Raw genomic sequence first — 25,282 nt, forward strand, 5'->3', positions numbered from 1 at the left:
ATCATGTGCGACGATGACGACATCCACCAGTTGCTAGCCATGGCGGAGACTTCGCCGAACGACGCGCTGCCGCTGGCCGAGCGGCTGATCGCGGCGCATCCCGACGATGCGCGGCTGCACTTCTTTCGCGGGTCGATGCTGGCGGGCAGCGGTCGCCCGATCGAGGCGCACGCGTCGCTGTCGCGCGCGGTGACGCTGGCCCCGGAATTCGCGCTGGCGCGGTTCCAGCTGGGCTTTTTCGAACTGACCTCGGGCGAGCCGGCGCGCGCGCAGTCGACATGGGCGCCGTTGTCGACACTGCCCGACGACCATTATCTGCGACAGTTCGTGACCGGGCTGACGCACCTGATCCACGACCGTTTTGTCGAGACGATCGCGGCGCTGGAAAGCGGGATCGCCGCGAATGACGAGACGCCGCCGCTGAACCACGACATGCGGCTCATCATCGACCAGTGCCGACCGTTGCTCGACCCGGCAGCCGAGACCGAGGAAGCGTCGCCGACCTCGTTCCTGCTCGGGCAATTGGGGCGGGGCAGCCTGCATTGAAGGTCGCCGGCACCGACCATGTCCTGCTGCTGTTGCGGGCGAAACTGTCGACCCTGCCGCGCGACCGGGCGGGGCGGGCGACAGAGAAGGGCGATCCGCGTCCGCTCGAACGGTTGCGCGCGATGGCGGGGTTCGATGCGCTCGGCGAAGACGAACGCCGCCGCGCGGTGGTGCATGCCCTGCTGACCGACGAACTGGGTGAGGCGGTCGCCAACGACGCAGCGTTCACGGCAGTGCTCGACGAAGTGCTGCGGATCGTGGGCGACATGCCGGGCGGGCATGCTCTGGTCGACCGGGCTGCGGCGGCATTGCGCGAGCGTTAGGCTGTTTCGAAAGTCCGCGGCTACCCCCGCGTTCCCATCCGCGCCAGTGCCTGGGCGATGGTCGTCCCTTGGTCGTCGAGCGGGGTGGACAGCGCCAGCGTCACGATCCGCTCGGCCGTGGCAGCGTCGCCCTTGCCGGCGGCCAGCATCGCTGCGGCTAGGGCACCGGCGAAGCCCTCCCGGTCGAGCCGCTGCGCCACGGCCGTGCGCTGCCGTGCATTGTGGAGGTCACCGGCGAGCAGGTCGAGCACCGCCAGCGAGCCATGCCCCTCGGCGAAAGTATCGTCGATCGCCAGCGCCCGTTCGAAGCGCAGTCGCGCCGTCGTCGCATCGCCGGCCAGCAGATGCGCCCAGCCGGCGGCGATCCATGATCCGAGATGCGATCCGAAGCCTTCTGCCCCGCGGTCGAGGTCGGCGGTCGCGGCGGCGGCATCCTGTGCCGACAGCGCGAGCAGCCCCCGCCCGACCCGCGCGCGCGGGTTGTCCGGCTGCACCGCCAGCACCCGGTCGAACAGCATCGCCGCCGCTGGATCGCCTTCCTCCATCGCCAGCGTCGCCTGCGTGACCAGCCCGTCGGGATGATCGCCGGCGCGCTTGGCGGCGGCGCGGGCGAGGTCGAGATCCTCGAGATCGATCGCCAGCGTCGATATCGCGGCGTTGACGCCGTCATGGTCGGGGAAGCGATCGAACGCCGCGCGGGCAACCGTCTCGGCACGGTCCATCTCGCCACGATCGTGGAGCAGAGCGATCAGCAACTGGGCCGCCTGTGGCAATTGGGCCGCGAGATCATCGTCGAGCAGCGCCAGCGCATCGTCATGGTCCCCCCGCATCGCCAGCGAACGTGCGAGGTTGTAGCGGATGCCGGGCGCATCGACGCCGGCTTCGGCCAACGCGTGGAAGGCGGCGATAGCGGCGGTCCAATCTCCTGCCGCCATCGCTGCCAGCCCGGTTAGATGATCGGTTGCGGGCGACGGTCCCTCGATCGCGCGCAGCCGCTCGATCAACGCCCGCGCCTCGGCTGGCCGTCCGGCGGCGATGGCGGCGTGCGCGGTGTCGGTCAGCAGCGCGACATTGGCGGGATCGACGGCGAGAAAGCCGGCAAGCTGATCATATTCGGTCATCATGTCCCCTGGTCCAACCGGACGATATCGAAGGATTTGAGCGTGATCCGCATCGGAATTTCTGCGACCGACAGGACCGACAGGGTCGGCAGGCTGCGCCGGGTCAACGCTTTCAGATGGCGGCGCAGTTCCGCCCCACATAGCAGCACCGGCGCGCGGCCCTGCTGGAACATCGCTTCGGTCAACGGCATCAGCCGGCGGATGAGCTGTTCGGCGAGGCGCGGTTCGACTGCTATCGATCCGCCGCCGCTCGCCGCGCCGATGCTGGCGGCAAGCTGGTTTTCGAGGCGCGGGTCGAGGCTCAGCACCGCCAGATCGGCATGGCGCCCGCGCAACTGGTGGCAGATCGCATGGCTCATCCGCTGGCGGATCAACTCCGTCAGTTCGATCGGATCCTTTTGCGTGCGGGCAAGGTCGGTCAGATGCTCGACGATCAGGTCGAGATTGGCGATCGACACTCCCTCGGACAGCAACGCCTGCAATACCCGCTGCACGTCGGATACCGACAGCGTCTGCGGCACCAGTTCCTCGACCAGCCCCGGCTGCCGCCGCCTGACGCCATCAAGCAGGCCGACGACGGTGGCGCGGGTCAGCAGCGTGCCGACTTCACCGCGCACGATCTCGCCGAAATGGGTGGTGAGCACGGTCAGCGGGTCGATAATCGTGCAGCCGGCGGCCTTGGCCGCATCGGCCTGTTCGGGCGCGATCCACCATGCCGGCAGGCCGAAGGCGGGGTCGGTGGTGGGGATGCCGTCGATCGCCGGTTTTTGGACGTGTCCGGCAACTGCCAGCACCTGATCGGGGTGGATGTCGCCCGCGCCATAGCGCGCGCCGAACAGGCGGATTTCATAGCCATGGCTGCCGAGACCCGCACCATCCTCCAGCCGCACGGCGGGGAAGGGCAGGCCGAACTGTTCCTCATGCACCCGGCGCAGTCCCGCGATCCGGTCCATGACCAGCGCGCCTTCGCCGGCCCAAGCGCCTGACAATGCCTCGCCCAGCCGAATTTCGAGCGGCGGGGAGGCGGTGGATTCCGCCGCGACTTCTTCGTCGAGCGGTTCGGCCGAAGCCTCGGCAGCGGATTTGCGGATGCGGCGCCATGCGACGAAGGCGATGGTGCCGATCACGACGATCGGCCATTTCGGCATCCCCGGCAGCAGCAGCAGCGCGGCCAGCACGGCGGCGACGATCAGCGGGATGCGCGGCACCGATCCCAGTTGCCGGAACACCTCGGTCGACAATTCCCGGTCGGAGGCGGAGCGGGTGACGATGATGCCCGTCGCGATCGAGATGATGAGCGCGGGCAACTGGGTCGCGATCCCGTCGCCGATCGTCAGCAGGGTGAAATGGCCGAGCGCCTCGCTCCATTCCATGCCCATCTGCGTCACGCCGACGATCCAGCCGGCGATGATGTTGATGAGCAGGATGATGATCCCGGCGATCGCGTCGCCCTTCACGAATTTTGATGCGCCATCCATCGCGCCGTAGAAGGATGCTTCCTTCTCCAGCCCCTTACGCCGCGCGACCGCTTCGTCGCGGTCGATCAGGCCCATGTTCAGATCGGCATCGATGCTCATCTGCTGGCCGGGCATCGAATCCAGCGTGAATCGCGCGGCGACTTCGGACACGCGCTGCGCGCCGCTGGTGATGACGACATATTGCACGACGACGAGGATCGCGAACACGACCAGCCCGACGACGAAATTGCCGCGCACCGCAAACGCACCGATCGACCCGATCACCGACCCGGCATCGCCGCCGGTCAGGATCAGCCGGGTTGCCGCGACGTTGAGCGACAGGCGGTACAGCGTCGCCACCAGCAGCAGCGAGGGAAAGGTCGAGAATTCGACCGGCTTGCCGACATAGAAGGTCAGCAGCATGATCGTCAGCGCGAGGCCGAAATTGGCGATGATCGCGAGATCGAGCAGCGCCGGCGGGATCGGCGCGAACAGGATGACGAGGATACCGATCGTCGCGGCGACGAGCGCCAGGTCGCGATTGGCGGCGGGAAGCGCGGAAAGGCGCGGCAAGATGCCGGTCGTCATGAATGTCCGTCCTGAAGTCCCGCGCGGGCGCGGCGAAGGTCGATGTAGAGGTCGGCGACCGCCGCATAGCGGTCGGGCGGAATGGTCGCACCGATGCTGCAGGCGCGGAACAGCGCGCGGGCGAGCGGCGGGTCGGCAATGATCGGCACGCCGCGCCGGACCGCTTCCTCGCGCAGTCGCAGTGCGTGCAGGTTGCGGCCTTTCGCAGCGACCTCCGGCGCGATCATCGCGGCTTCGTCATAGCGCAGCGCCACCGCGAAATGTTCGGGGTTGACCACCAGCAGGTCCGCCCCGTCGAGATTGCCTTTCCCCTGTGCCGCCATTTCGCGGTGCAGTTCCTTGCGACGTCGTTTCTGGCGCGGTTCGCCTTCGCGTTCGCGCGCCTCGCGCGTCACTTCGCGGCGGCTCATCCGCATCTGTCGCGTGAATTCGCCGCGCGCGAGGATCTGGTCGAGGATGGCGATAGCGACCGCGACGAGGAGGAACGCGAATAGCAGCCGCAGTCCGGCCGCCTCCATCGTCGCGACCAGTCGTTCGCCATCGGTCGCATTCTCCGCAAGATGCGTCACCGCCCAGCGCGCGACCATCCATGTCGCACCCGCATAGAGCGCGAATTTCAGGATGCTTTTCAGCGTCTGCTTCAGCATCAGCAGGGAGAATAGACGCTTGATGCCCTTGGCCGGGTTCAGCCGGCTCCAGTCGGGCTTGAGTGGATGGAAGGTCAGCAGGAACCCGCGCAACTGGATCAGTTCGAGCAGGATGACGATCCCCGCCATCGTGCCCCCCAGCAACGCGACCGGCGCGATCGCGCGGCGACCGAGCATGCCCAGCAGCTCCGTCGCGCCGCCCGGCTCGCTCGCCCCCGCAAAGCCGCCAACCAGTGCCACGCGCATCGCCTGCGCCAGCGTCGCGATCAGCGCGGGTCCGGCGATCAGCACATAGGCGGCGAATGTCAGCAGGCTGGCGAGGAAGCCCAGTTCGATGCTGCGCGCGACATTGCCCTTCTCGCGTGCCTTTTGCAGCTTGAACGGCGTCGGAGCCTCGCCGCGATTCTGGTCCTGTTCGGCCATCAGCCGATCCGCGCCATGGTGTCGAACGCCGCCGACAGGAGGGTGACGAACAGCGATCCCGACAGCGCCAGCGCGATCGGCAGCACGATCATCGTCGCCAGCGTCTTTACCTGAAAGCCGAGCAGCAGCACGTTCATCTGCGGCAGGGTGCGCGACATGAACGCGATGGCGAGGTCGAGCACCAGCAGCACGACTAGCAACAGTCCCGCCAGCCCCAGCGCGATCAGGAACACGCCCGACACATAGCCGATCAGCACCTGCGGATCGGTGGCGGCCAGTGCGCTGCCCATCGGCGCGCGTTCGAGCGACGCCGCCCAGATCGCGAGCAACCGTGCCGGGCCTTCGGTCGCGAAGAAGATCGCCCCGGCCGCATAAGCGAGGATCGTGCCGACCAGCGGCAACTGCGCGCGCGTCGCCGGATCGACCAGCACGGCAAGGCCATAGCCCGCCTGGATATCGATCGTCCGCCCCGCCACCAGCAACGCCGCGAACGCCAGTTGCAGCGCGAGCGCCAGCGCGGTGCCGAACAGCAACTCGCCTGCCGCCAGTGCCGCGAGCCCGCCGGTCGGGGGCGGGGCCTGCCACGTCGCCGCCGGATTGCCCGCGACCAGCCATGCGGCCAGCGCGATGGCGAGGCCGACGCGGACGATCGCGGGAATGCGGATCAGCGTGAACGGCTGTGCGAAGGCGAGGGTCGGGACGATGCGCAGCGACAGCAGCAAGGTCGCCACCGCCTGCGGAACCAACGGCTGCATCAGTGTACCAGCGCCGGGATGGCAAGGTACAGCCCGCGGGCGAAATCGGTCATTCGCGTCATCATCCAGGGGCCGAGCAGGATCAGCAGTCCGGCCGCGACCAGCAGCTTGGGGACGTAGCTCAGCGTCGCTTCCTGAATCTGCGTCGCGACCTGCAACACGCTGATGACGACGCCGATCGCCAGCGTCGCGATCAGGATCGGCGCGGCCACCATCAGCGACTGCCACAGCATGTCGTCGAGCAAATTGAGCGCCCGGTCGGCTTCCATCGATCATCCCGCAAGTCCGCGAAGCCCCCGGCTCCGCCCCCGCCGTCCATCTACCGCGACGCGATCGATCGCGCCCGTCGAACTTAGTCCTAAACGAACGAAAAACCTCCCCGACAAGGATCAGGACAGCGGGATGGCGGAGCGCCGGCCGCGGGATTTCTTGGGGGATTTTGGACCATGGTGGCCATCTTCACGGGCGCGGGAACGGGGTTCGAGCGCGGGTCGGGCAATGTGCTGGGCGGGGCGGGATTGCTGGGGCAGGCGGGGCTCGGCCGCTCGGGCGAACAGCTGTTGCTCAACGCCGCCAACGGCAATCTGATGCTGATGCAGCAGGACGAATTGCTGCTCGGTCGCGGCCCCGATGCAGCGATCAGCCGGACCTATAACAGCCAAGGCGACCTTTCCGACGAAAATGGAGACAATTGGCGCCAAAGCACCGATCGGCGGCTGTTTTGGGTAAGCGGCACCGTCAACACCATCGGTTCGGTCATGAAGCGCGTATCGGCCGATGGATCGGTCATCACCTATACCCATGACGGCACCATTTACCGCACCACCGAGGGCGCCGGTGCGCACGACACCATCACCTATTCCGCAGAGGAAGGCTGGAAATGGATCGACGGCGATAGCCAGGTCGTCGAACGCTATGGCCATTATTTCGGAAGCCAAGTCTACATCACCGAACAGCGCGACCCGAGCGGCAATGCGCTGACCTTCGCCTATGCCGATGGCAAGCTGACCGAGCTGCGCACCGCGAACGGCGAACGCATCCAATATGGATGGAGTGGCAATGCGATCACCGACATCCGCACCTTCACGACGCAGGACGGCGTCGAGCGGATGCAGACGCGCACCCGCTATGCCTATGACAGTCTCGGCCGGCTGAGCAGCGCGACCGTCGACCTGACCCCGGCCGACAACAGCGTCGCCGATGGCAAGAGCTATGGCAGCGCCTACACCTATATCGGCGATACCCGGCTGATCGCCTCGGTCGCGCAGACCGACGGCACGCGGGTCGATTTCGAATATGACCAGCAGAATCGGGTCACGGCGGTCACGCAGACGGTCGACGGTTCGACCACGCGCGTGACGCGGCTGCGCTATGGCGAAGACTTCACGACGGTCACCGATCCGGCGGGGCAGGTGACGCGGCTCGACTTTGCGGCCGGCGATTTCGCGATCGACGAGAAGGCTTGGGGCAGCGCCAACCTTGCCCGGCAAGCCGCAACGATCAACGGGGCCGCGGCGGTCCGTTACACCGTGCAGACCGGCGGAAGCTGGGCGGGTGCCTCGCAAACCTTCGACGTTACTGCCGGCGAAACGATCAGCTTCGGTATCGTGCTGCAGGCGGTCGGTGACCTTACGACCCAGGACCTCGGCCTGTATTCGGAACAGACCGGATGGGGTGGCCCCGGTGTCTCGACGGCGCGGATCGTGTCCGGTCCGGGAACCATCGAACATCTGGGCGGGGGATTTTGGCGCGTCGTCGGTCTGTCGACGACCGAGGGTACGCGTGTCGAAGTCACCCGCACCTATGACAAGACCGGATCGGGCGGCGCGTATTTCTACGTCGATCAGGGCAGCAATTTCCGTGCCGGTACTTCGTTAATCGCCGGTGGGCAGACGCTGGTGCGCAGCACCGCCGCATCGTCGCTCGACCGGATGAACGCGACCAAATGGAGCACGAGCAACCTCAGCCGCGCGGCCGATGACGCGATCGACGGCACGCCGGCCTATAAATTCACCGTCAAGACCGAGAATAACGCTGCGAACCTGCAACGCAGCTTCACCGCCAGGGCGGGCGAGACCTACAGCTTCCTCATCACGCTGAAGGCGACCGGATCGGTGCAGGGCCACCATCTGGGGCTGGGCGGGTCGGTCAGTGCGTGGGGCGCGGACGATTTGTCCGATGCGCGGATCCTGTCAGGGCCGGGCTCGATCGGTCGGCAGACCGGCGGATTCTATGCGGTCGGCAGATTGTCCTCGACCGAAGCGACGACGATCCTGATCACCCGCACCTTTACCCGCGACGAAACCGGCTATGCCCGCCTGTTCGTCGCGCTGGCGAACGACGAACCGGCGGGGGCGGGCGTGATCGTCGCCGGCCTGAACCTGATCGGACCGGTCGACGAACCCGAAACGGCGCGGTCGCTGACCCGGATCACCGCACCCGCGACCGAAGCGGGCGGCGCGCAACAGGTGACGCAGTTCAGCTATACCAGCACCGGCAACGTTGCATCGGTCATCGACCCGAGCGGTGGCGTCACGAAGATGACCTACGACGCGGCCGGCAATCTGCTGACCACGACCGATCGGCTCGGCAATGTCGTCACGCGCGCCTATGACGCGAGGAACCAGCTGCTGCGCACCTCCGCCAGTGCGGTATCGGCGGGGGCGGCCGAAACGGTCGCCAGCAACAATATCTACGATAGCGCCAGCCGCCTGCGGTACACGGTGTCAGCCGACCGGCGGGTGACGCGCTACAGCTACAACGCCAACGGGCTGCTGGTCCGTACCGACAGCTTTACCGCCGATACGCTGGGCAGCTCGACATCGCTGACCGAAACCGCCCTGGATAAATGGGTCGGGCGGCTCGCCGACAAATCGGCGCGGATGATCGTCCGGTACGAATATGACGCGCGCGGCGAGGTTTCGCGCATCCTGCGCGACGGTGCGGCGAATGCCAGTGGCGCGCCGTCGACGGCACAGGGCTATGCCGAAACCGTGTTCGTCCGCGACGCGGCGGGTCGGCTGCTCGAACGCGTCACCGGCGGACAGCGCGAGCTGTTCGTCTATGACGGCATGGGTCGCATGATCGGATCGACCGACGTGCGCGGCGGCCAGACCATGATCGCCTTCGACGATGCCGCCGGGCAGACGGTCGTCACGCTGGCCAGCGGCACGGTGCAGACCTCTACCTACAACCGCGCCGGCGACTTGGTTTCGAGCATCGAGGCGGGCAGCTATAGCGGGACGGGCAGTTCCAGCTATCGCTACGATCGGGTGGGGCGTGTCCGCATCGCCACCGACAGCTTCGGCAACAACCGCTACGCGGTCTACGACCTGACCGGGCGCAAGACGGGCGACATCGATCCGTTCGGCAGGCTGACCGAATATCGCTACGACCGCAACGACCGGCTGGTTGCGACGATCGGCTGGAGCACCGCGCTGTCGGCCGAACAGATGGCGCGCCTCGGCGATCCTGCGGTCGATATCGATATCGCCACGCTTCGTCCGGCGGCGGCAGCGGCCGACAGCTGGAACTGGATCGTCTATGACCGCGAGGGCCGCGTGGTCCAGCGGATCGACGCGACCGGCGCCAGCGTCGTCTATGACTATGACGCGTCCGGCCGGCTGCTCCGGGAAACGGGCTATGCCAACCGGCTGTCGGTCGACGAACTGAAGACGACGCTGCCGACCGCCGTCATTCGTCCGGCGTCCGACAGCACCGGCGACAGCATCACCCGCACCTTCTACGACCGCGACGGCAATGTCGTCGGCACGCTCGACGGGGAAGGGTATCTCAGCCGCTCGACCTACGACGCGGCGGGCAACCGCGTATCCACGACCAGCTTCGCCAAGCGCACGACCGATACGCTGCGCGCCTCGGCCAGCTTCACCGCGCTCCTGTCCGATGTCGGCAGCAGCGCAAACGACCGCATCGTCCGCTCGGTCTATGACGGACAGGGGCTGCTGCGCTTCACCATCGATACCGTCAACCGTGTCACCGAATATGTCTACACCGGTCCGCGGCCGGGCGATGCGATCGGCACGGTGCGCCAGACCATCGCCTATGGCCGCCCGATCGCCGCGCTTGGCAGCTACAGCGTCGCCACGGTCACGCAGGCGCTGGCCGATGCCGGCGCGAACGACGAACCGGCCAACCGCCGCAGCTTCGCGGTCTATGACGACAAGGGCAATCTGACTTTCGCGATCGACGCCGCCGGATCGGTCACCGGCTATGGATACGACACGGCCGGCAATGTCGTGAAGACGACGCGCTTCGCCACCGCCTACGCCACCACCACCTTGCCGTCGCACGAAACGATGGCGGCATGGGGCAGCGCGAATGGCGGCCATGGCGACGACCGCGTCACCCGCAGCTATTATGCGGCACGCGGCGAACTGCGCTTCACCATCGATCCGATGGGCTATGTCAGCCGTTACGATTACGATGCCGCGGGGCGGGTCGTCGCCGTGGTCCGCTACGATACGGCCATGGCCGGTGCCGACGACGGCACGACCATCGACGGTGTCGCGGCGTGGCAGACCGGCAGCTACACCGTCACTTCGACCAGCTACGACGCTGCCGGGCGGGTGTTCGAAACGACCGACGCCGCCGGCACCATCACCCGCTACACCTACAATGTCGACGGCACCGTCCAGTCGACGACGAAAGCCTATGGCACCGTCGATCAGGTCCGCACGCAGCTCGACTATGATGCCGCCGGACGCGTCGTCACCCGGATCGAGGATGCCGATGGTCTCCAGTCGACCACCCGCTACAGCTATGACGGCCTTGGCAACCTGCTTGCCCAGGTCGCGCCCGACGGCACCAGCACGACGCGCTTCTCCTATGACCGCGAAGGACGGATGCTGAGCCGCACCGACGCGCTCGGGCAGGTCCGGTCCTATGACTATGACTCGTTCGGGCAACGGGTGCGGATCGTTGACGAAGCCGGTCGCGCGACCTACAGCCATTACGACGCCGCCGGTCGCGTCATCGCCGTCCGCGACGCCGAAGACTATGTTACCGAGACCAGCTACAACGCGTTCGATCAGATCGCGTCGGTCACCCGCCGCAAACAGCGCGCGACGAACCCCGCCGCGATCGGAACGCTGCCCGTCGTCGCGGCGGATCCGCAGGACGCGGTCACCCAATTTTTCTACGACAGGCTCGGCCGCGTCGTGCGCACCGTCGATGCCGAAGGGTATAACGAAAACAGCCGCTACAACAGCTTCGGCGAAGTGGTGCAGGCGACCAACAAGCTGGGCGGGGTTACCAGCCGCAGCTACGACCGCCGGGGGCAGGTGGTTGCCGAAACCGTCGCCAAGTCGGCCTTCAACGCCGCCGGTGACCGCATCGTCTCACCGGTCGCAATCGCCAGCCTCGATCCGGTCTATTATGCGGCGACCTATCCCGACCTCGCCAGCAAGGCGGGCGATACCGCGTGGCTTACCTGGCATTGGGAGAATCATGGCTGGCGCGAACGCCGCAATCCCAACGCCGTGTTCGACACCAATTTCTACCTGTCGGCCTATTCCGACATCGTCGCCGCCGACGTAGACCCGCTGAACCATTACGCTGTGTGGGGCTGGACTGAATGGCGTAGCGCCAATGCGCAGATGGTGCCCGGCGCGACCGAGACCGGCGGCGTCACGACCCGTTACGAATATGACGCGCGCGGCAACCGTACCCGCCTGATCGAGGCGGCCGGCCTCGCCGAACAGCGCGTCACCGAATACAGCTATGACTCGCTGAACCGCCTCATCGAGAAACGCGGCGAGACGGTCGATTACGGCCTTCCCGGATCCAGCGTGAATGCCGGGACCGCCCAGCCGACCGAGAAATATCTTTACGACCGTCACGGCAACCTGACGCGGCGCACCGACGCCAATGGCCGCCACACCTGGTTCTATTACGACGCGCTCGACCGCAAGAATGGCGAGGTCGACGCGATCGGTGCCTATGTCACCTATGCCTATGACCAGAACGGTGGCCTGATCCGCCGTCGCGCCTATGCGACCGCCGTCAGCACGTCGCAACTGACGACCGACAGCCGCCCGGCCGAGACCGGCGACTATCGCGAAACGACCTATGCCAATGACGCGCTCGGCCGCCGCGTGTCGACCAGCATCGCCGGCATCCGTACCGGGGCATGGGACGTCGCCAGCGGCAGCTATGTCTATGGCACCGGCACGCTGACCGAAAGCGTCGCCTATGACGCGGTGGGCAATGTCGTGCGCACCACCGACGCCACCGGCGCGTCAATCCTGTCCTATTACGACAGGCTGGGCCGCAAGGTCGCGCAGGTCGACCAGGCAGGCTATCTCACCGAATGGGCCCTCGATGCGGAGGGCAATACCGTCTCCGAGCGCCGCTATGCGGTGGCGGTCGCCAATGCATCGGCGAGCGAGCGTCCGGTCGGGACCGCCCACACCGACGACCGGGTGACTGACTTCACCTACGACCGCAACGGCCGCCGCCTGACCGAAACGCGCAAGGATGTGGTGGCGTGGAGCGTCGATCCGACCAGCGGCGTGCTGACCGACGTCACCGGCGATGCCCAAATCACCTACACCTATAACGGCCTCGGCCTCATCACCTCGAAGCGCGAGGCGACCGGCGATACCACCCTCTACGCCTATGACCGGGCCGGGCGGCTGATCGGCGAACAGCGCCCGAACCTGATCAACAGCACCACCGACGAAGCGATCCCGCAGCTCGCTTACTATTACGACGGCATCGACAATCTGGTTCGCACCGTCGAGGGCACCGACCGCGTCACGACCCATCGCTACGACGAACTGGGCCGAAAGGTCGCGATGACCGACGCGATGGGGTCGACCCGCTATTATTTCTACGACCGCGTCGGCAATTTGGCGGCGGAGGCCTATTCGCGCCGCAACAGCGCCGACGCGGTCCTGCGCGAAGGGGTCATTTATCGCTATGACGGGGTCGGGCGGCTGCGCGCCCAGTCCTCTGCGACCAACTGGACGCGCGCGGGCGGCAAATTCACCAGCCTCACCAGCGCCGGTGCCCCGCCCGAAGTCCTCTTCACCTACAACGTCTTCGGCGAACTCGTCTCGCGCTCGGTCGGCGGACTGGTGCAGGAACAGCATGAATATGACGATGCCGGCCGCATGTGGCGCAGCACCGGTGGCGACGGGACGTGGCGCTATTTCATGTACGACGGCGCGGGCCGGCAGACGCTGACGCTCGAAAGCGACGGCGCGACCAAGGTCCAGAACGCGTCGCTGGGCAACGTCCTGCGCATGGCGACGCTGGAAGGACGGGTGATGGGCGATCCCGCCAACGGCATCGTCGCGACGGCCACCCAATATGACGCTCGCGGACAGGTGACGCGCGTGCACAGCCTGCAGCGCGAACTGGCCAGCGGCGTGACCGGCGGGACCGACCTGCGCACGTCGCGCAGCTACACCGCCTTTGGCGAGGTCGCGAGCGATACCGACGCGCGCGACGCCACCACCTATTACGCCTATAACCGGATGGGCCGGGTAACGTCGATCCGGCGGCCGGTGGTGCTGGGCGCCGATATCGACGAAACCGGTATCGCCGAAACCCGCTATTACGACATTTCGGGGCGGCTGGCCGGGACCAGGGACGGCAACGGCAATCTGACGACGCGGCGGCTGGCCGGCGGCACCGGCTATGGCGGGGCGGCCGAACTGGTGACGGCCGAATATCATGCCGATGGTGGTCGGGTGTTCCAGCGTTACGACGACGCCGGCAATCTGGTGAGGCGCACCGACGAACTGGGCCGCGCGACCTATTCGACCTATGACAAGCTCGGCCGGCTGCTCACCACCAGCAGCGTCAACAGCCGCGACGTCGCCCACAGCTACACCTACGACTCGCTCGGCCGGCGACTGACGCACAGCCAGACCGGGCGCGAGGCGTCGGACCGCGAGACGACCGATTACGACGTCGCCGGGCGGATCACCACCAACCGTGCCTTTGGCGGCGATGTCACGACCAACAGCTATGCGTGGGACGCCACCGTCGACAGCGGCCTCGGCGTCGCGGGCGGCTGGCGGCAGACCACGACCTACGCCAATGGCAAGCAGACGATCGAGGTCAAGGACACGTTCGGCCGCCTGACCAGCCGCACCGACATGGGCGGCAACGTCGCGACGACCAGCTATGACCAGGCGGGGCGGATCGCGACGATCTCGGGCCTTGAGAACCAGAGCTTCACCTGGCTGAATACGGGGCTGCTCGCCACCCAGACCAGCGATCTGGGTTCCGGCAGCGTCCGGTCGGTCGCGACCTTCGGCTATGACCAGGTCGGCAACCGCGCGACCGAAACCTTCACCCGCGACGGCGTCGTCTATCGCCGGAGCGAAGCGATCTTCGACATGCAGAACCGGATGCGGTCCTGGGCCGATACCGGCGACTCGGTACCGACCGCGTTGATGAGCTGGCTGTACGACAAGAACGGCAACATCATACGCACCTACGCGACCTTTGCCACGCTGAACCGGGATGGTTCCGTCCGCGAACCCCCCCCTTTTGAACGCTGGTTTCGCTTCGATTCGATGAACCGGATGACGCTGGACGGCGGCAGGATGGGCGCCAACGGCATCGAACGCGGCGACGGTACCGAAATCACCTACCGCGTCGATGGCAGCCGGGCGACGGCACTGACCAGCTTCCTTACCTATGCCTCGGTGTTCGATCCTGACTATGAACAGGGCGGTCGTGGTGAGAAGACGGTGGAGTATCGTGCTTCTCGCCGGGATTCCTATGAATGGCGCGATGACGGGCAACTCCTCGCCGTAACGTCTGAGGATACTGGCTACATCGACAATGGCGACGGCACGGCTTCGGAAGACGGCGTTTACCGTCTGACCGGGTCGGCCGGCTACGAATATGACGTACTTGGCCGGCTCACGCGTCAGACCGACCGGGGGGGAAGCAACGAAGCGATTTACGACCGGACCCTCACCTATGACGGCGACGGCCGTGGCCAGATCGTCGCCGAGACGACCGTGACCAAACAGGGCACGGACACGGTCAATACGACGACCAGTTCCGAATACGGCACCGGCACCGACTATGCGCTGGGCGCGGTTCTGAAGGTAACGTCGACCACTACCGTCAACGGTGGTAACAGTACCACGACGACGAGTAGCAACAGCTACGATTGGCGCGACGGCGCGCAGTTGACCGGTACGGTCACCACCAAGACGAACGCGAATACCGCCTACACCAGTTATACTTACAGCGGCGTCGGGCAGTTGGAGACCGTGTCGATTGGCGGCGATCGCTCGCGCACGGTAACCTTCATCAACGACCTCGCCGGTCAGGTCATCCGCCGCGCCGAGGCGGACGACAAGCCCAACACTGGCGACCCCCTTGAAATCTGGTACCGGCATGGCGGTCGCGAGATCGGTTATGTCGGCAATAACGGCAGCGCATCGGCCAGCTATCAGGAATCGATCAATCGGCGTGGTTTGAAGCCCGACGACAAATCGACCTTCGCACCATTGGGCGGCCAGCCGCGCGGGTCGCATTTCGCCGAGACGATCGATCGCATCAACAGCTTCGAAACCGGCAGCGCCGGCCGCAGCTATACGGTGCAGGTGGGTGACACGCTGAGCGGCATCGCCGACCAGGTCTGGGGCGACGCGTCGCTCTGGTACAAGCTCGCGACCGCCAACGGCTTGGGTGCCGACAGCGTGTTGGTCGCCGGGCAGGTGCTGACGGTCCCGGCGGGCGTTGTCCGCTCGACCTACAATGCCGACACGTACAAGCCCTATGACCCGACCGATGTCCTGGGCGACGTCAACCCGAACCCCAAGGCGAAGCGCGGCAACAAGTGCGGCGGGTTTGGAAGGATATTGCTGGCCGCCGTTGCGATCGCCGTGACCGCAATTGCGACGGCCGGTATCGGAGCGCTCGCGACGGGGGCGTCGTTTGCCAGCACGCTAGGCGCTGTTATGGGAGGCAATCTCGCAGCGTTCAGCACGGCAGCCGTTGGGTCGACATTGACCGGGGGGGTGATCGCAGGTGCCGCCACGATCGGCGGAGCGATGATTGGCAATGCGGCAAGCCAAGGGCTTGGCATCGCCATGGGAATGCAGGACCGCTTCAGTTGGAGTGGCATGGCGATGGCGGGGCTGACTGCTGGGGTAGGTCCGTCCGGCAACTTCTTCGGCGGCGGTGTCGGCGGCGCAGTGGCGAACGGACTGGTCAACAACACTATCCAGCAAGGCCTCGCCATTGCGAAGGGCCAACAGAGCCGCTTCGATTGGGCAGGTCTTGCGGCAGCAGGCGTATCGTCCGGGGTCGGCTGGTCTGCAGCGGGTAACGGCGGATCAATGTTGCAACGCGAAATCGGACGATACGCAGCCGGCATCGCGGGGACTGTCACCCGCAGTATCCTTACTCAGACCAGCTTCGGCGACAACATTCTGGCGGTACTGCCCGATATGATCGGGGCAACGATCGGCGAACTGGCAATAAGGGGAGTTAGCGGGCTTGTAGATCGGTTGGAGTCGCCAGCGAACAGGCAAGCAGAACCGGCAATAATCAGCGCTACCAAACAATCGCAGTCCCGAGACACTGTCACAGGCTCGAGCAGCGGCGGTGGCGGGGCGGACGACAGTGGAGCAGCCGCCAGTGCCAGCACGAAGGCGCTGGATGGTGAACGCTACATCGTGACACCGGCTGTTATGTTGCCCATTGAACTTCCAGCGGGCGCAGTTCCGGCGGTGGATATCGGGGATGAAACTGTCGTTACCGGCGATCCGAGACGGGTGGCGGATTCTGGATACTCAGACTTCATCCTGCCTAGTTGGATAGGGCAACCTGCCAATTACCAACCGACCTTTTCGTTGAGCAGCAGGTTGGGATCGTACGTCAGCGCGTTTGCAAATCCGATATGGCAATACAATCCTGGATATAATTACGCTGGAAGGGATTATCGTTCGCGTGATGCTGCAATTTTCGCAGGGATGCCAGGCGAGCTTAGTCCGGAAACCCAAGCGTACTTGTATGATCGACGTAGAAAGTTAGCAGGATGGGATGCTCTGGGGCTGGCGCCATATACCCCGACGTTGGCAGGGCTGATTGCTTTCAATTCCGGAGCAAGTCCTGAAACGATTCATGGTTTTACCTCCATCGATCTTGCTTTTGGTGAGGTTCTGTCGAGCGCGGCCATGCGCCCTATCGCCAGGTCGCCAATCGTTGGCGCGTCTCGTCCGGGGTTAGAGCCCTTATCAGGACGTCTCTCAGGACTCGTAGAGAAAGAAGCCCCGGTCGTCTGGAACAATGGATGGCGGACTGCTGATGGGAAGTTCGCGAGCCCTGCGGGGACTGGCCGCGCTGGCGGAAGTGCTGAGGCTGCCGTCTGGGATGCTATCGAGGCGAAGCCCGGATGGAACGTGATTCGAGGGCACGTTGCGGTTCGTGACGCATCGGGCCAGTTGCGCTATTATGATGGTGTGGCAATCTCGCCCCGAGGACGGGTGATCGGTCTTGAGACTAAATCAGGAACGGCTATCCGCACCCCAAAGCAGAGAGAGTTCGATTCAACGTTGAACTCTAGCCCATCGAACGTTGCGAGGGGCGTCGGACAAAGCAAGGGAATTACTGTGCAGCGATCAACTCTGATCAGGATGCCTTGAGTATGTTTATGAAGGACGAAATTAAGGCCTGTATCTTAGATGCTCTATCTAGTCGGCTTGATCCTTACATGCTGGAGCACGGCTTCTTTCGATCGAAATCGAGCTTGATATACAAGCGTTCGCTTCGCGGCTCGACGCAGAAGATCGACCTGTCGCTGCAGATTCACCCTAAAGATAATCCCAACGCAGCCGCAGTTGTATATCCTTGGATGGAGGTGTTGATTCCTGCTGCTGATGCTATTCTAGAAGAAATGATTGGAGACAGTTTGGGCCTCTTGGAAGGAGTAACGTGCGGTACGTCAAAGCAACCTATAGCCTTCACGTCGGAGAAAGCTCATGATGGGCGCTGGTTCGTTTATCAGCCGGAGTCCGTCCCCCAAATGGTCGATGACATTAAGGCGTTCATTGAACGATGGACTATGCCCTTCCTTGATACTTACTCAACCGCTGATGACATTGTCGCAGCCGACCAGCGAGAAGACGGTAGGCTGGCGGGTGATCGTGCGCAAAGGATGAGGGTGGTTGCTGCGGCTTTGGCTGGCAAGCGCAAGGAATATGCGCAGGCGGTGATGGAAAAGTGGCTTGGAAGCCCCGGCGTTCGTCGCCGGTATGAACAGGTTTACGACTATATCAGGCGAGCGCCTTAGGCGTTTTAGCGGGCGGTAACAAAAGACGAACCATGCCTGCTTCTCTGCTAAGTTGTGCCAAAAGCTCTGTGAAGGGGCACGCTTGGACGGAATGGTGGGAATGTTGCTTACGGTGGTCCTATTGCGGCCCTTGGTAGGGTAACATGGGTTAGGGAATGAGCCCGCAACTCAGTATACGATCGGGGCGTGGTTATAGAAAGTGTGGGTCAATAATATAAATCGTAGAGAGCTTCGCGATTACGTATCGTCGACAGATTCTCGTGCCGATTTATCGCATGTATTGGAACAATTTAAACAAATTTATCAAGTTATTTGATGCATGGAAGATTAATAATTACCAAATTGTTCTGATAGATTATCTGGTTTGGTCCGGGATGTGGCAGGATGTCATCGGATCATGGGCGAGCAGGTCAATGTCGACGTCGTAACATGGCGAATGATGGCGCAGATGCTATTGGCGGCCACGGTGTATCGAGTCCTGACGCAAAACTAAGCTGCTGCTCCCGTCGAATCCTCAAACCAACCCCTTCAACCGATACAGCGCCTCCATAGCCTCCCGCGGTGACATCGCATCGACGTCCATCCCCCCCAGCGCCTCGCGGAGCGTATCCACCGGCGCCGCTTCCACCGCTGCGACGGCGGCGAACAGCGGCAGGTCGTCCAGGCCTGCCGCAATCCCGCCGGTCTTGGCCTTGCCGGCCTCCAGCTTCGCCAGCACCGCCTTGGCGCGCTGTAGCGTAGCGGGGGGCAGGCCCGCCAAGCGCGCGACGGCGATGCCGTAGCTGCGATCCGCCGGCCCCTCGGCCAGTTCGTGGAGCAGGACCAGATCGCCCTTCCATTCGCGCGCGCGGACATGGTGGAGCGACAGCGCGTCGCAGCGTTCCGCCAGCCGGGTAAGCTCGTGATAATGCGTCGCGAACAGGCAGCGGCAGCGATTATCCTCATGGATCGCCTCGACCACCGCCCATGCGATCGCGAGGCCGTCATAGGTCGAGGTGCCGCGCCCGACCTCGTCGAGGATCACGAACGACTTGGGCGTCGCCTGCGCGAGGATCGCGGCGGTCTCGACCATCTCGACCATGAAGGTCGACCGGCCCCGCGCGAGATTGTCCGACGCGCCGACCCGGCTGAACAACCGGTCGACCAGCCCCAGCGTTGCCGAGGTCGCGGGCACGAAACTGCCCGCCTGCGCCAGCACGACGATCAGTGCGTTCTGCCGCAGAAAGGTCGACTTGCCGCCCATGTTCGGCCCGGTGACCAGCCAGAGCCGCGACGTTTCCGACAGGCGGCAGTCGTTCGCGACGAACCGCCCGCCGCTCTTTGCGACCGCGCTCTCGACCACCGGATGCCGCCCGCCGACGATGTCCAGACAGGCATGGTCGACCAGGGTCGGCCGCGCCCAGCCGCCCTCCGCCGCGCGTTCGGCGAGCGCCGCCGTCACGTCGATCCGGGCGAGTGCGTCGGCGGTCGCGGCGATGCCCTCGCGGTTGGCCAGCGCGGCGTCGGTGAACGCCTCCAGATGCGCGGCCTCGGCGGCGAGCGCATGCGCACCGGCCTGCGTGACCTTCAATGCCGCTTCGTGCAGATCGGGGGCGTTGAAGCGCACGACGCCCGCCAGCGTCTGGCGATGGGTGAAGCCGCTGTCCGCCGCCATCAGCTTGTCGGCGGCGCGCGCCGGCACCTCGACATGATAGCCGAGCACGCCGTTATGGCGGATCTTCAGCGCGGCGATGCCGGTGCGTTCGCGATATTCCGCTTCCAGCGCGGCGATCGCCCGCCGCCCGCCCGCGCCGGTATCGCGCAGCGCGTCGAGCGCCGCGTCGAAACCGCTGGCGACATAGCCGCCCGCACTCGCATCGATCGGCGGCATCGGTACGAGGCCGCGCGTCAGCAGGTCGATCAGCTCGCCATGCCCGCGCAGGCGCGGCGCGAGGTCGGCGATCAGCGGCGGCACCGCCGCCAGCTTGTCGAGCCGCTGCCCCAATGCCCATGCCGCGCTCAACCCGTCGCGCAACTGGCCAAGATCGCGTGGGCTGCCCCGACCCGCCGCGATCCGCCCCAGCGCCCGGCCGATATCGGGCAGCGCGCGCAACGTGGTGCGCAATTCGTCGCGCATGCCCGGATCGTCATGCGCCCAGCCGACCGCCGCCAGCCGACCCTCGATCGCGGCACGGTCCATCAACGGCGCGGCGATATCGCCCGCCAGCAGCCGCGCGCCCGCGCCGGTCACCGTCCGGTCGACCTCCGCCAGCAAGCTGCCCGCGCGCGCCCCGGCGGCGGTACGCGTCAACTCCAGGCTCTCGCGCGTCGCGGCATCGATCGCCATGCACTGGCCATCGGCGGCGCAGACGGGTGGGCGCAGGAACGGCAACTGTCCCCGTGCGGTATGGTCGAGATAGGCGATCAGCCCGCCCGCCGCCGCCAGCGCCGCGCGCGAAAACTGCCCGAACCCGTCGAGCGTCGCGACCCCGTGCAGCGTCTTCAGCCGTGCCTCGCCCGCCGCACTGTCGAAATCGGCCCGCCCGCGCAGGCAGGTCGCGGCCTCCGCGAATGCCGACGTCTCCGCCGCGACCACCTCGACCGGCTGCAACCGGGCGAGCGCGGCGGTCAGCCCGGCGGCATCGGTCTCGATCACCTCGAACCGGCCGGTCGACACGTCGGCCGCGGCGATCGCCACGCCCCCGGTCGCCTCGCCGATGGCGACGCACCAGTTGGCGGCGCGCGCGTCGAGCAGCGCTTCCTCGGTCAGCGTCCCCGCCGTCACCACCCGGACGATCGCGCGCGCCACCAAGGCCTTGGATCCGCGTGCGCGTTTCGCCTCTTCGGGGCTTTCGACCTGTTCGGCGATGGCGACGCGGTGCCCGGCCTTGATCAGCCGCGCCAGATACCCCTCTGCCGAATGCACGGGCACGCCGCACATCGGGATCTTCGCGCCCTCATGCTCGCCCCGCGCGGTCAGCGCGATATCGAGGCAGGCGGCGGCGATCTTCGCATCGTCATGGAACAGCTCGAAGAAATCGCCCATCCGGTAAAAGAGCAGGCAATCGTCGGCCTCCGCCTTCAACGCCAGATATTGCTGCATCATCGGGGTGGGGGCGGGGGAATCCTCCGCCCGAGCCTTGGTCGCCATGGGCCGTGCGATACCGGCATGGGCAGGGGAGGGCAACGCCATGCTGCTTCCCAACTTCCGGGATAACATACTTGCCCGATCCGCCTTCCCCTGCGTAAAGCCCATCCAAACGGGAGAAGCGCCAGTGTCCGAAGCCACCGACCAGTTTTCCGAGCGCGAGGCGCTGCTGTTCCATTCGGAAGGGCGCCCGGGCAAGATCGAAATCATCGCATCCAAGCCGATGGCGACGCAGCGCGACCTCGCGCTCGCCTATTCGCCGGGCGTCGCGGTGCCGGTCCGCGCCATCCACGAAGATCCCGCCACCGCCTATGACTATACTGCCAAGGGCAATCTGGTCGCGGTCATCTCCAACGGCACCGCCATTCTCGGCCTCGGCAATCTCGGCGCGCTGGCGTCCAAGCCGGTGATGGAGGGCAAGGCGGTCCTGTTCAAGCGCTTCGCCGACGTCGATTCGATCGATATCGAGCTGAAGACCGAGGATGTCGACCGTTTCATCGATGCGGTCGAACTGATGGAGCCGAGCTTCGGCGGCATCAACCTCGAAGACATCAAGTCGCCCGAATGCTTCATCATCGAGCAGACGCTGCGCGAACGGATGAACATTCCGGTGTTCCATGACGACCAGCACGGCACCGCGATCATCTGCGCCGCCGGCCTCATCAACGCCTGTCTGCTCACCAAGCGCAAGCTGTCCGAGGTCAAGGTCGTGGTCAACGGCGCGGGTGCCGCCGCCATTGCCTGCACCGAATTGATGAAGGCGATGGGCGTCGCCCATGACAATGTCATCATGTGCGACCGCACCGGCGTGATCTATCAGGGGCGCGACGATGTGAACCAGTGGCAGTCGGCCCATGCCGCCGCCACCGATCGCCGGACGCTTACCGAAGCGCTGCACGGCGCCGACGTGTTCCTCGGCCTTTCCGCCGCCGGCGCGCTGAAGCCCGAAATGGTCAAGGACATGGCTCCGTCGCCGATCATCTTCGCGATGGCCAATCCCGAACCTGAAATCCGCCCCGAACTGGCCAAGGCCGCGCGCCCCGACGCGATCGTCGCGACCGGGCGTTCGGACTATCCGAACCAGGTCAACAACGTCATCGGCTTCCCCTTCATCTTCCGCGGCGCGCTCGACGTGCGCGCGACCGGCATCAATGACGAGATGAAGATCGCCGCCGCCACCGCCATCGCCGAACTGGCGCGCCAGCGTGTGCCGGAAGAAGTCGCGCTGGCCTATGGCACGCAGCACAGCTTCGGCCCCGACTATATCATCCCCGCGCCGTTCGACCCGCGCCTGATGGAACTGGTCCCCTCGGCGGTGGCGAAGGCGGCGATGGATTCGGGCGTCGCGACGCGCCCGATCCTCGACATGGACGCCTATCGCCAGCAGCTGCGCGCGCGTCTGAACCCGACCACCTCGGTCCTGACCATGGCCTATGAGGGTGCCCGTGCGCATCCCAAGCGCGTGCTGTTCGCCGAAGGCGAAGAGGAAGTCGTGCTGCGCGCCGCGATCGCGTTCAAGGAAGGCGGCTATGGCATCCCCGTGCTGGTCGGTCGCGACGACGTCTATGACCGGCTGCGCGCAATGGGTGTCGCGAACCCCGAGGAATATGAAGTCCATAACAGCCGCACCAGCGAAATGGTGCCGCAGATGGTCGACTTCCTGTACCAGCGCCTGCAGCGTCGCGGCTTCCTGAAGCGCGACTGCGAACGGATGATCAATCAGGATCGCAATACTTTCGGCGCGGTGCTGCTGCAGTTGGGCATTGCCGATGCGATGATCACCGGCATCACCCGCACCTATGCACAGGCCTATCGCGGCGTGCGGCGGGTGATCGATCCGGTCGGCGGCAAGGTGCCGTTCGGCATCCACCTGCTGGTCGGGCAGAGCCATACCGTGTTCATGGCCGACACCACGATCAACGAACGGCCAAGTGCCGAGGAACTGGCCGACATCGCCGAACGCACCGCCGCCGTCGCCCGCCGCATGGGCCACGAACCGCGCGTCGCCTTCCTGAGCTATTCGACCTTCGGCAATCCCGAAGGCCAGTGGATCGACAATGTCCGCGACGGTGTGGCCGCGCTCGACAAGCGGCAGGTCGGCTTCGAATATGAGGGCGAAATGGCCCCCGACGTCGCGCTCAATCCGCGTCAGATGGCGAATTTCCCCTTCGCCCGCCTGTCGGGTCCGGCCAATGTGCTGGTGATGCCGGGGCTGCAATCGGCCAATATCTCGGCCAAGCTGCTGCGCGAACTGGGCGGCGACGACGTGATCGGCCCGATGCTGATCGGCATGGAAAAGCCGGTGCAGATTGCCCCGATGACCTCGACCGCCAACGAACTGGTGACGCTGGCGGTGCTGGCGGCGGGCGGCATGGTGGGGTGAGCGAACGCGGGAGAGGCGGGTTGCGCAGGCGATTGACATGACTGTCCTCGCGTCCCGTTTCTCTTGGCCGGCGGACTTTCCCGATGTCGTCGTCCACACCAGTGTAGCGCGGCGCGATAGCCATCCGGGCTATTTCGCCGCTAAGTCCGGCGACGCCGACGCGGCACTGACACTGGCCGGGGACTTGTTGGCACCAGAGGCCGTCGCGGTGCTGCAAGCTGTTCTCGCCGGTCGCGCGGCGCTACTCCTTCCGGTCATCGCGGACGAAGCGCTGGGGTTCAATGCGATCCCCGATGCGATGGCGCAGATACTGGCCCGCCGGCTAGACCTGTCGGTCGTTGCCGGTGAAATCGTCCAGACCAACAAGGTCGGCCATACCCGCGCACCGGCCTTTCAAAGGTTGGTGACCCCCGCGACGTTCGACGGTGATGTGCGGCGCGGCGCAACCTATGTACTTGTCGATGATCATGTCGGGCTGGGGGGAACGCTGGCCAATCTTCGCGGCCATGTCGAAGCGGGCGGCGGGCAGGTCGTGGCCATCACAACGCTGACCGAAAGCCGCGATGCACGGCACATTTCATTGCGACCAGAAACCCGCAATCTGCTATGGCAGCGTCATGGCGAAGAACTCGACCATTTCTGGCGCGCCCAGTTCGGGCATGGAATCGACTGCCTCACCGAGGTCGAAGCACTCCAGCTATGCCGTCAGCCATCCGTTGCCGGCATCGAGAATTTCTTGGCTAAGGCTTCAGTCGAAGCACGTGGCCGCGGTCTCGAACCAACGATTTAGCGACCCCGAGATCGGATAGCTTGCGGTCACCGGCGACGATCGCTGTGTTATTTGCTGGACGCCCGGAACTATCGCCTAACCTTTCTGTTGCCGATCGATCATGGAAATAGCGGGCAGCTCGGCGCAGGCCCTCATCATCGGCGCAAATGGCGGCATCGGCGCGGCGTTGGTCGCTGAACTCGCTGCCTCCCATCGCTATGATCGCATCATTGCCGCCGCCCGTAGCAAGCCGGATCTACTCCCCGCTAATGTCGCATATCACCCGGTCGACATCGCCGATCCGGCGTCGATCGAAGCAGCCGCCACGGCCATCGACGCGCCCCTGACGCGCGTCATCGTCGCCACCGGCATCCTGCACGACGAAGGCGGCGGGCCGGAGCGGTCGTTGCGAGACCTCGATGCCGACCGGCTCGCGCATCTGTTCGCCATCAACACCATCGGCCCGGCGCTGGCGCTTAAACATTTCGCTCCGCTGCTCGCCAAGGACCAGCCCTCCGCCATCGCCTGCATCTCCGCCCGCGTGGGGAGCATTTCCGACAACCGGCTCGGCGGCTGGTACGGCTATCGCGCATCGAAGGCCGCGCTCAACCAGATCGTCCGCACCGCCGCGATCGAACTGGCGCGCAGCCACCGCCAGGCGGTGTGTGTCGCGCTGCACCCCGGCACTGTCGACACGGGCCTGAGCAAGCCGTTCCAGCGCGGCGTGCCGGCGGAAAAGCTGTTCACGCCCGAGTACAGCGCCGGGCGCCTCCTCGCTGTGCTCGATGGCCTGACGCCCGCGCAGACCGGAAGGATATTTGCATGGGACGGCACCGAGATAGCACCTTGACGAC

The 25,282-nt window shown here is 65.5% G+C and carries 13 protein-coding genes; 7 read left to right on the plus strand and 6 right to left on the minus strand.

Annotation, left to right across the window (positions count from 1 at the left end):
• The first annotated feature begins 3 nt into the window (after window positions 1-3).
• Window positions 4-546, plus strand: a complete 543-nt coding sequence (locus tag ACZ1JS_RS02420; protein WP_465167558.1) for a tetratricopeptide repeat protein — start codon at window positions 4-6, stop codon at window positions 544-546.
• The gene (locus ACZ1JS_RS02425) at window positions 543-869 is read left to right on the plus strand and encodes a hypothetical protein (RefSeq protein WP_465167559.1); all 327 of its coding nucleotides are present in this window, start codon (window positions 543-545) and stop codon (window positions 867-869) included. Before ACZ1JS_RS02420 ends, ACZ1JS_RS02425 begins: the two co-directional genes overlap by 4 nt.
• Before the next feature lie 20 nt (window positions 870-889).
• On the opposite strand, the gene ACZ1JS_RS02430 is transcribed toward ACZ1JS_RS02425, so the two are convergent.
• Genes ACZ1JS_RS02430 through fliQ form a run of 5 tightly spaced genes read right to left on the minus strand, consistent with a single transcriptional unit; the run spans window position 890 to window position 6,129 of the window.
• Window positions 890-1,993 carry a tetratricopeptide repeat protein gene (locus ACZ1JS_RS02430; RefSeq protein WP_465167560.1) on the minus strand — a complete coding sequence of 368 codons (1,104 nt, stop codon included), beginning with the start codon at window positions 1,991-1,993 and terminating at the stop codon, window positions 890-892.
• A complete protein-coding gene (locus ACZ1JS_RS02435; RefSeq protein ID WP_465167561.1) occupies window positions 1,990-4,035 on the minus strand; it encodes a flagellar biosynthesis protein FlhA in 2,046 nt (681 codons plus the stop codon). The genes ACZ1JS_RS02430 and ACZ1JS_RS02435 overlap by 4 nt, the downstream gene beginning before the upstream one ends.
• Window positions 4,032-5,105: an EscU/YscU/HrcU family type III secretion system export apparatus switch protein gene (locus ACZ1JS_RS02440; protein ID WP_465167562.1), complete on the minus strand. Its 1,074-nt coding sequence runs from the start codon at window positions 5,103-5,105 to the stop codon at window positions 4,032-4,034. Before ACZ1JS_RS02440 ends, ACZ1JS_RS02435 begins: the two co-directional genes overlap by 4 nt.
• Complete coding sequence (locus tag ACZ1JS_RS02445) at window positions 5,105-5,860, minus strand: flagellar biosynthetic protein FliR (protein ID WP_465167563.1); 756 nt, start codon at window positions 5,858-5,860, stop codon at window positions 5,105-5,107. Before ACZ1JS_RS02445 ends, ACZ1JS_RS02440 begins: the two co-directional genes overlap by 1 nt.
• Complete coding sequence (fliQ, locus tag ACZ1JS_RS02450) at window positions 5,860-6,129, minus strand: flagellar biosynthesis protein FliQ (RefSeq protein WP_465167564.1); 270 nt, start codon at window positions 6,127-6,129, stop codon at window positions 5,860-5,862. The genes ACZ1JS_RS02445 and fliQ overlap by 1 nt, the downstream gene beginning before the upstream one ends.
• Before the next feature lie 177 nt (window positions 6,130-6,306).
• On the opposite strand from fliQ, the gene ACZ1JS_RS02455 reads away from it, so the two are divergent.
• Window positions 6,307-17,502, plus strand: a complete 11,196-nt coding sequence (locus ACZ1JS_RS02455; RefSeq protein WP_465167565.1) for a LysM peptidoglycan-binding domain-containing protein — start codon at window positions 6,307-6,309, stop codon at window positions 17,500-17,502.
• An 8-nt stretch (window positions 17,503-17,510) separates the two neighbouring features.
• Window positions 17,511-18,149, plus strand: a complete 639-nt coding sequence (locus ACZ1JS_RS02460) for a hypothetical protein (protein ID WP_465167566.1) — start codon at window positions 17,511-17,513, stop codon at window positions 18,147-18,149.
• A gap of 514 nt (window positions 18,150-18,663) precedes the next feature.
• Here ACZ1JS_RS02460 and mutS read toward each other — a convergent pair.
• Window positions 18,664-21,234 (minus strand): DNA mismatch repair protein MutS, encoded by a 2,571-nt coding sequence (gene mutS / locus ACZ1JS_RS02465; RefSeq protein ID WP_465168615.1) that lies wholly within the window; start codon window positions 21,232-21,234, stop codon window positions 18,664-18,666.
• A 169-nt stretch (window positions 21,235-21,403) separates the two neighbouring features.
• Between mutS and ACZ1JS_RS02470 the strand changes: the two genes are divergently transcribed.
• The 3 genes from ACZ1JS_RS02470 to ACZ1JS_RS02480 all read left to right on the plus strand — a co-directional run bounded on the left by ACZ1JS_RS02470 (window position 21,404) and on the right by ACZ1JS_RS02480 (window position 25,278).
• Window positions 21,404-23,659, plus strand: coding sequence for an NADP-dependent malic enzyme (locus ACZ1JS_RS02470; RefSeq protein ID WP_465167567.1), 2,256 nt, complete (start codon window positions 21,404-21,406; stop codon window positions 23,657-23,659).
• Window positions 23,660-23,696: 37 nt separating this feature from the next.
• Complete coding sequence (locus ACZ1JS_RS02475; RefSeq protein WP_465167568.1) at window positions 23,697-24,449, plus strand: hypothetical protein; 753 nt, start codon at window positions 23,697-23,699, stop codon at window positions 24,447-24,449.
• Window positions 24,450-24,549: 100 nt separating this feature from the next.
• The gene (locus tag ACZ1JS_RS02480) at window positions 24,550-25,278 is read left to right on the plus strand and encodes an SDR family NAD(P)-dependent oxidoreductase (protein WP_465167569.1); all 729 of its coding nucleotides are present in this window, start codon (window positions 24,550-24,552) and stop codon (window positions 25,276-25,278) included.
• The last annotated feature ends 4 nt before the right edge of the window (window positions 25,279-25,282 follow it).

The sequence above is a fragment of the Sphingomonas sp. BL-S-05 genome, assembly GCF_055521695.1.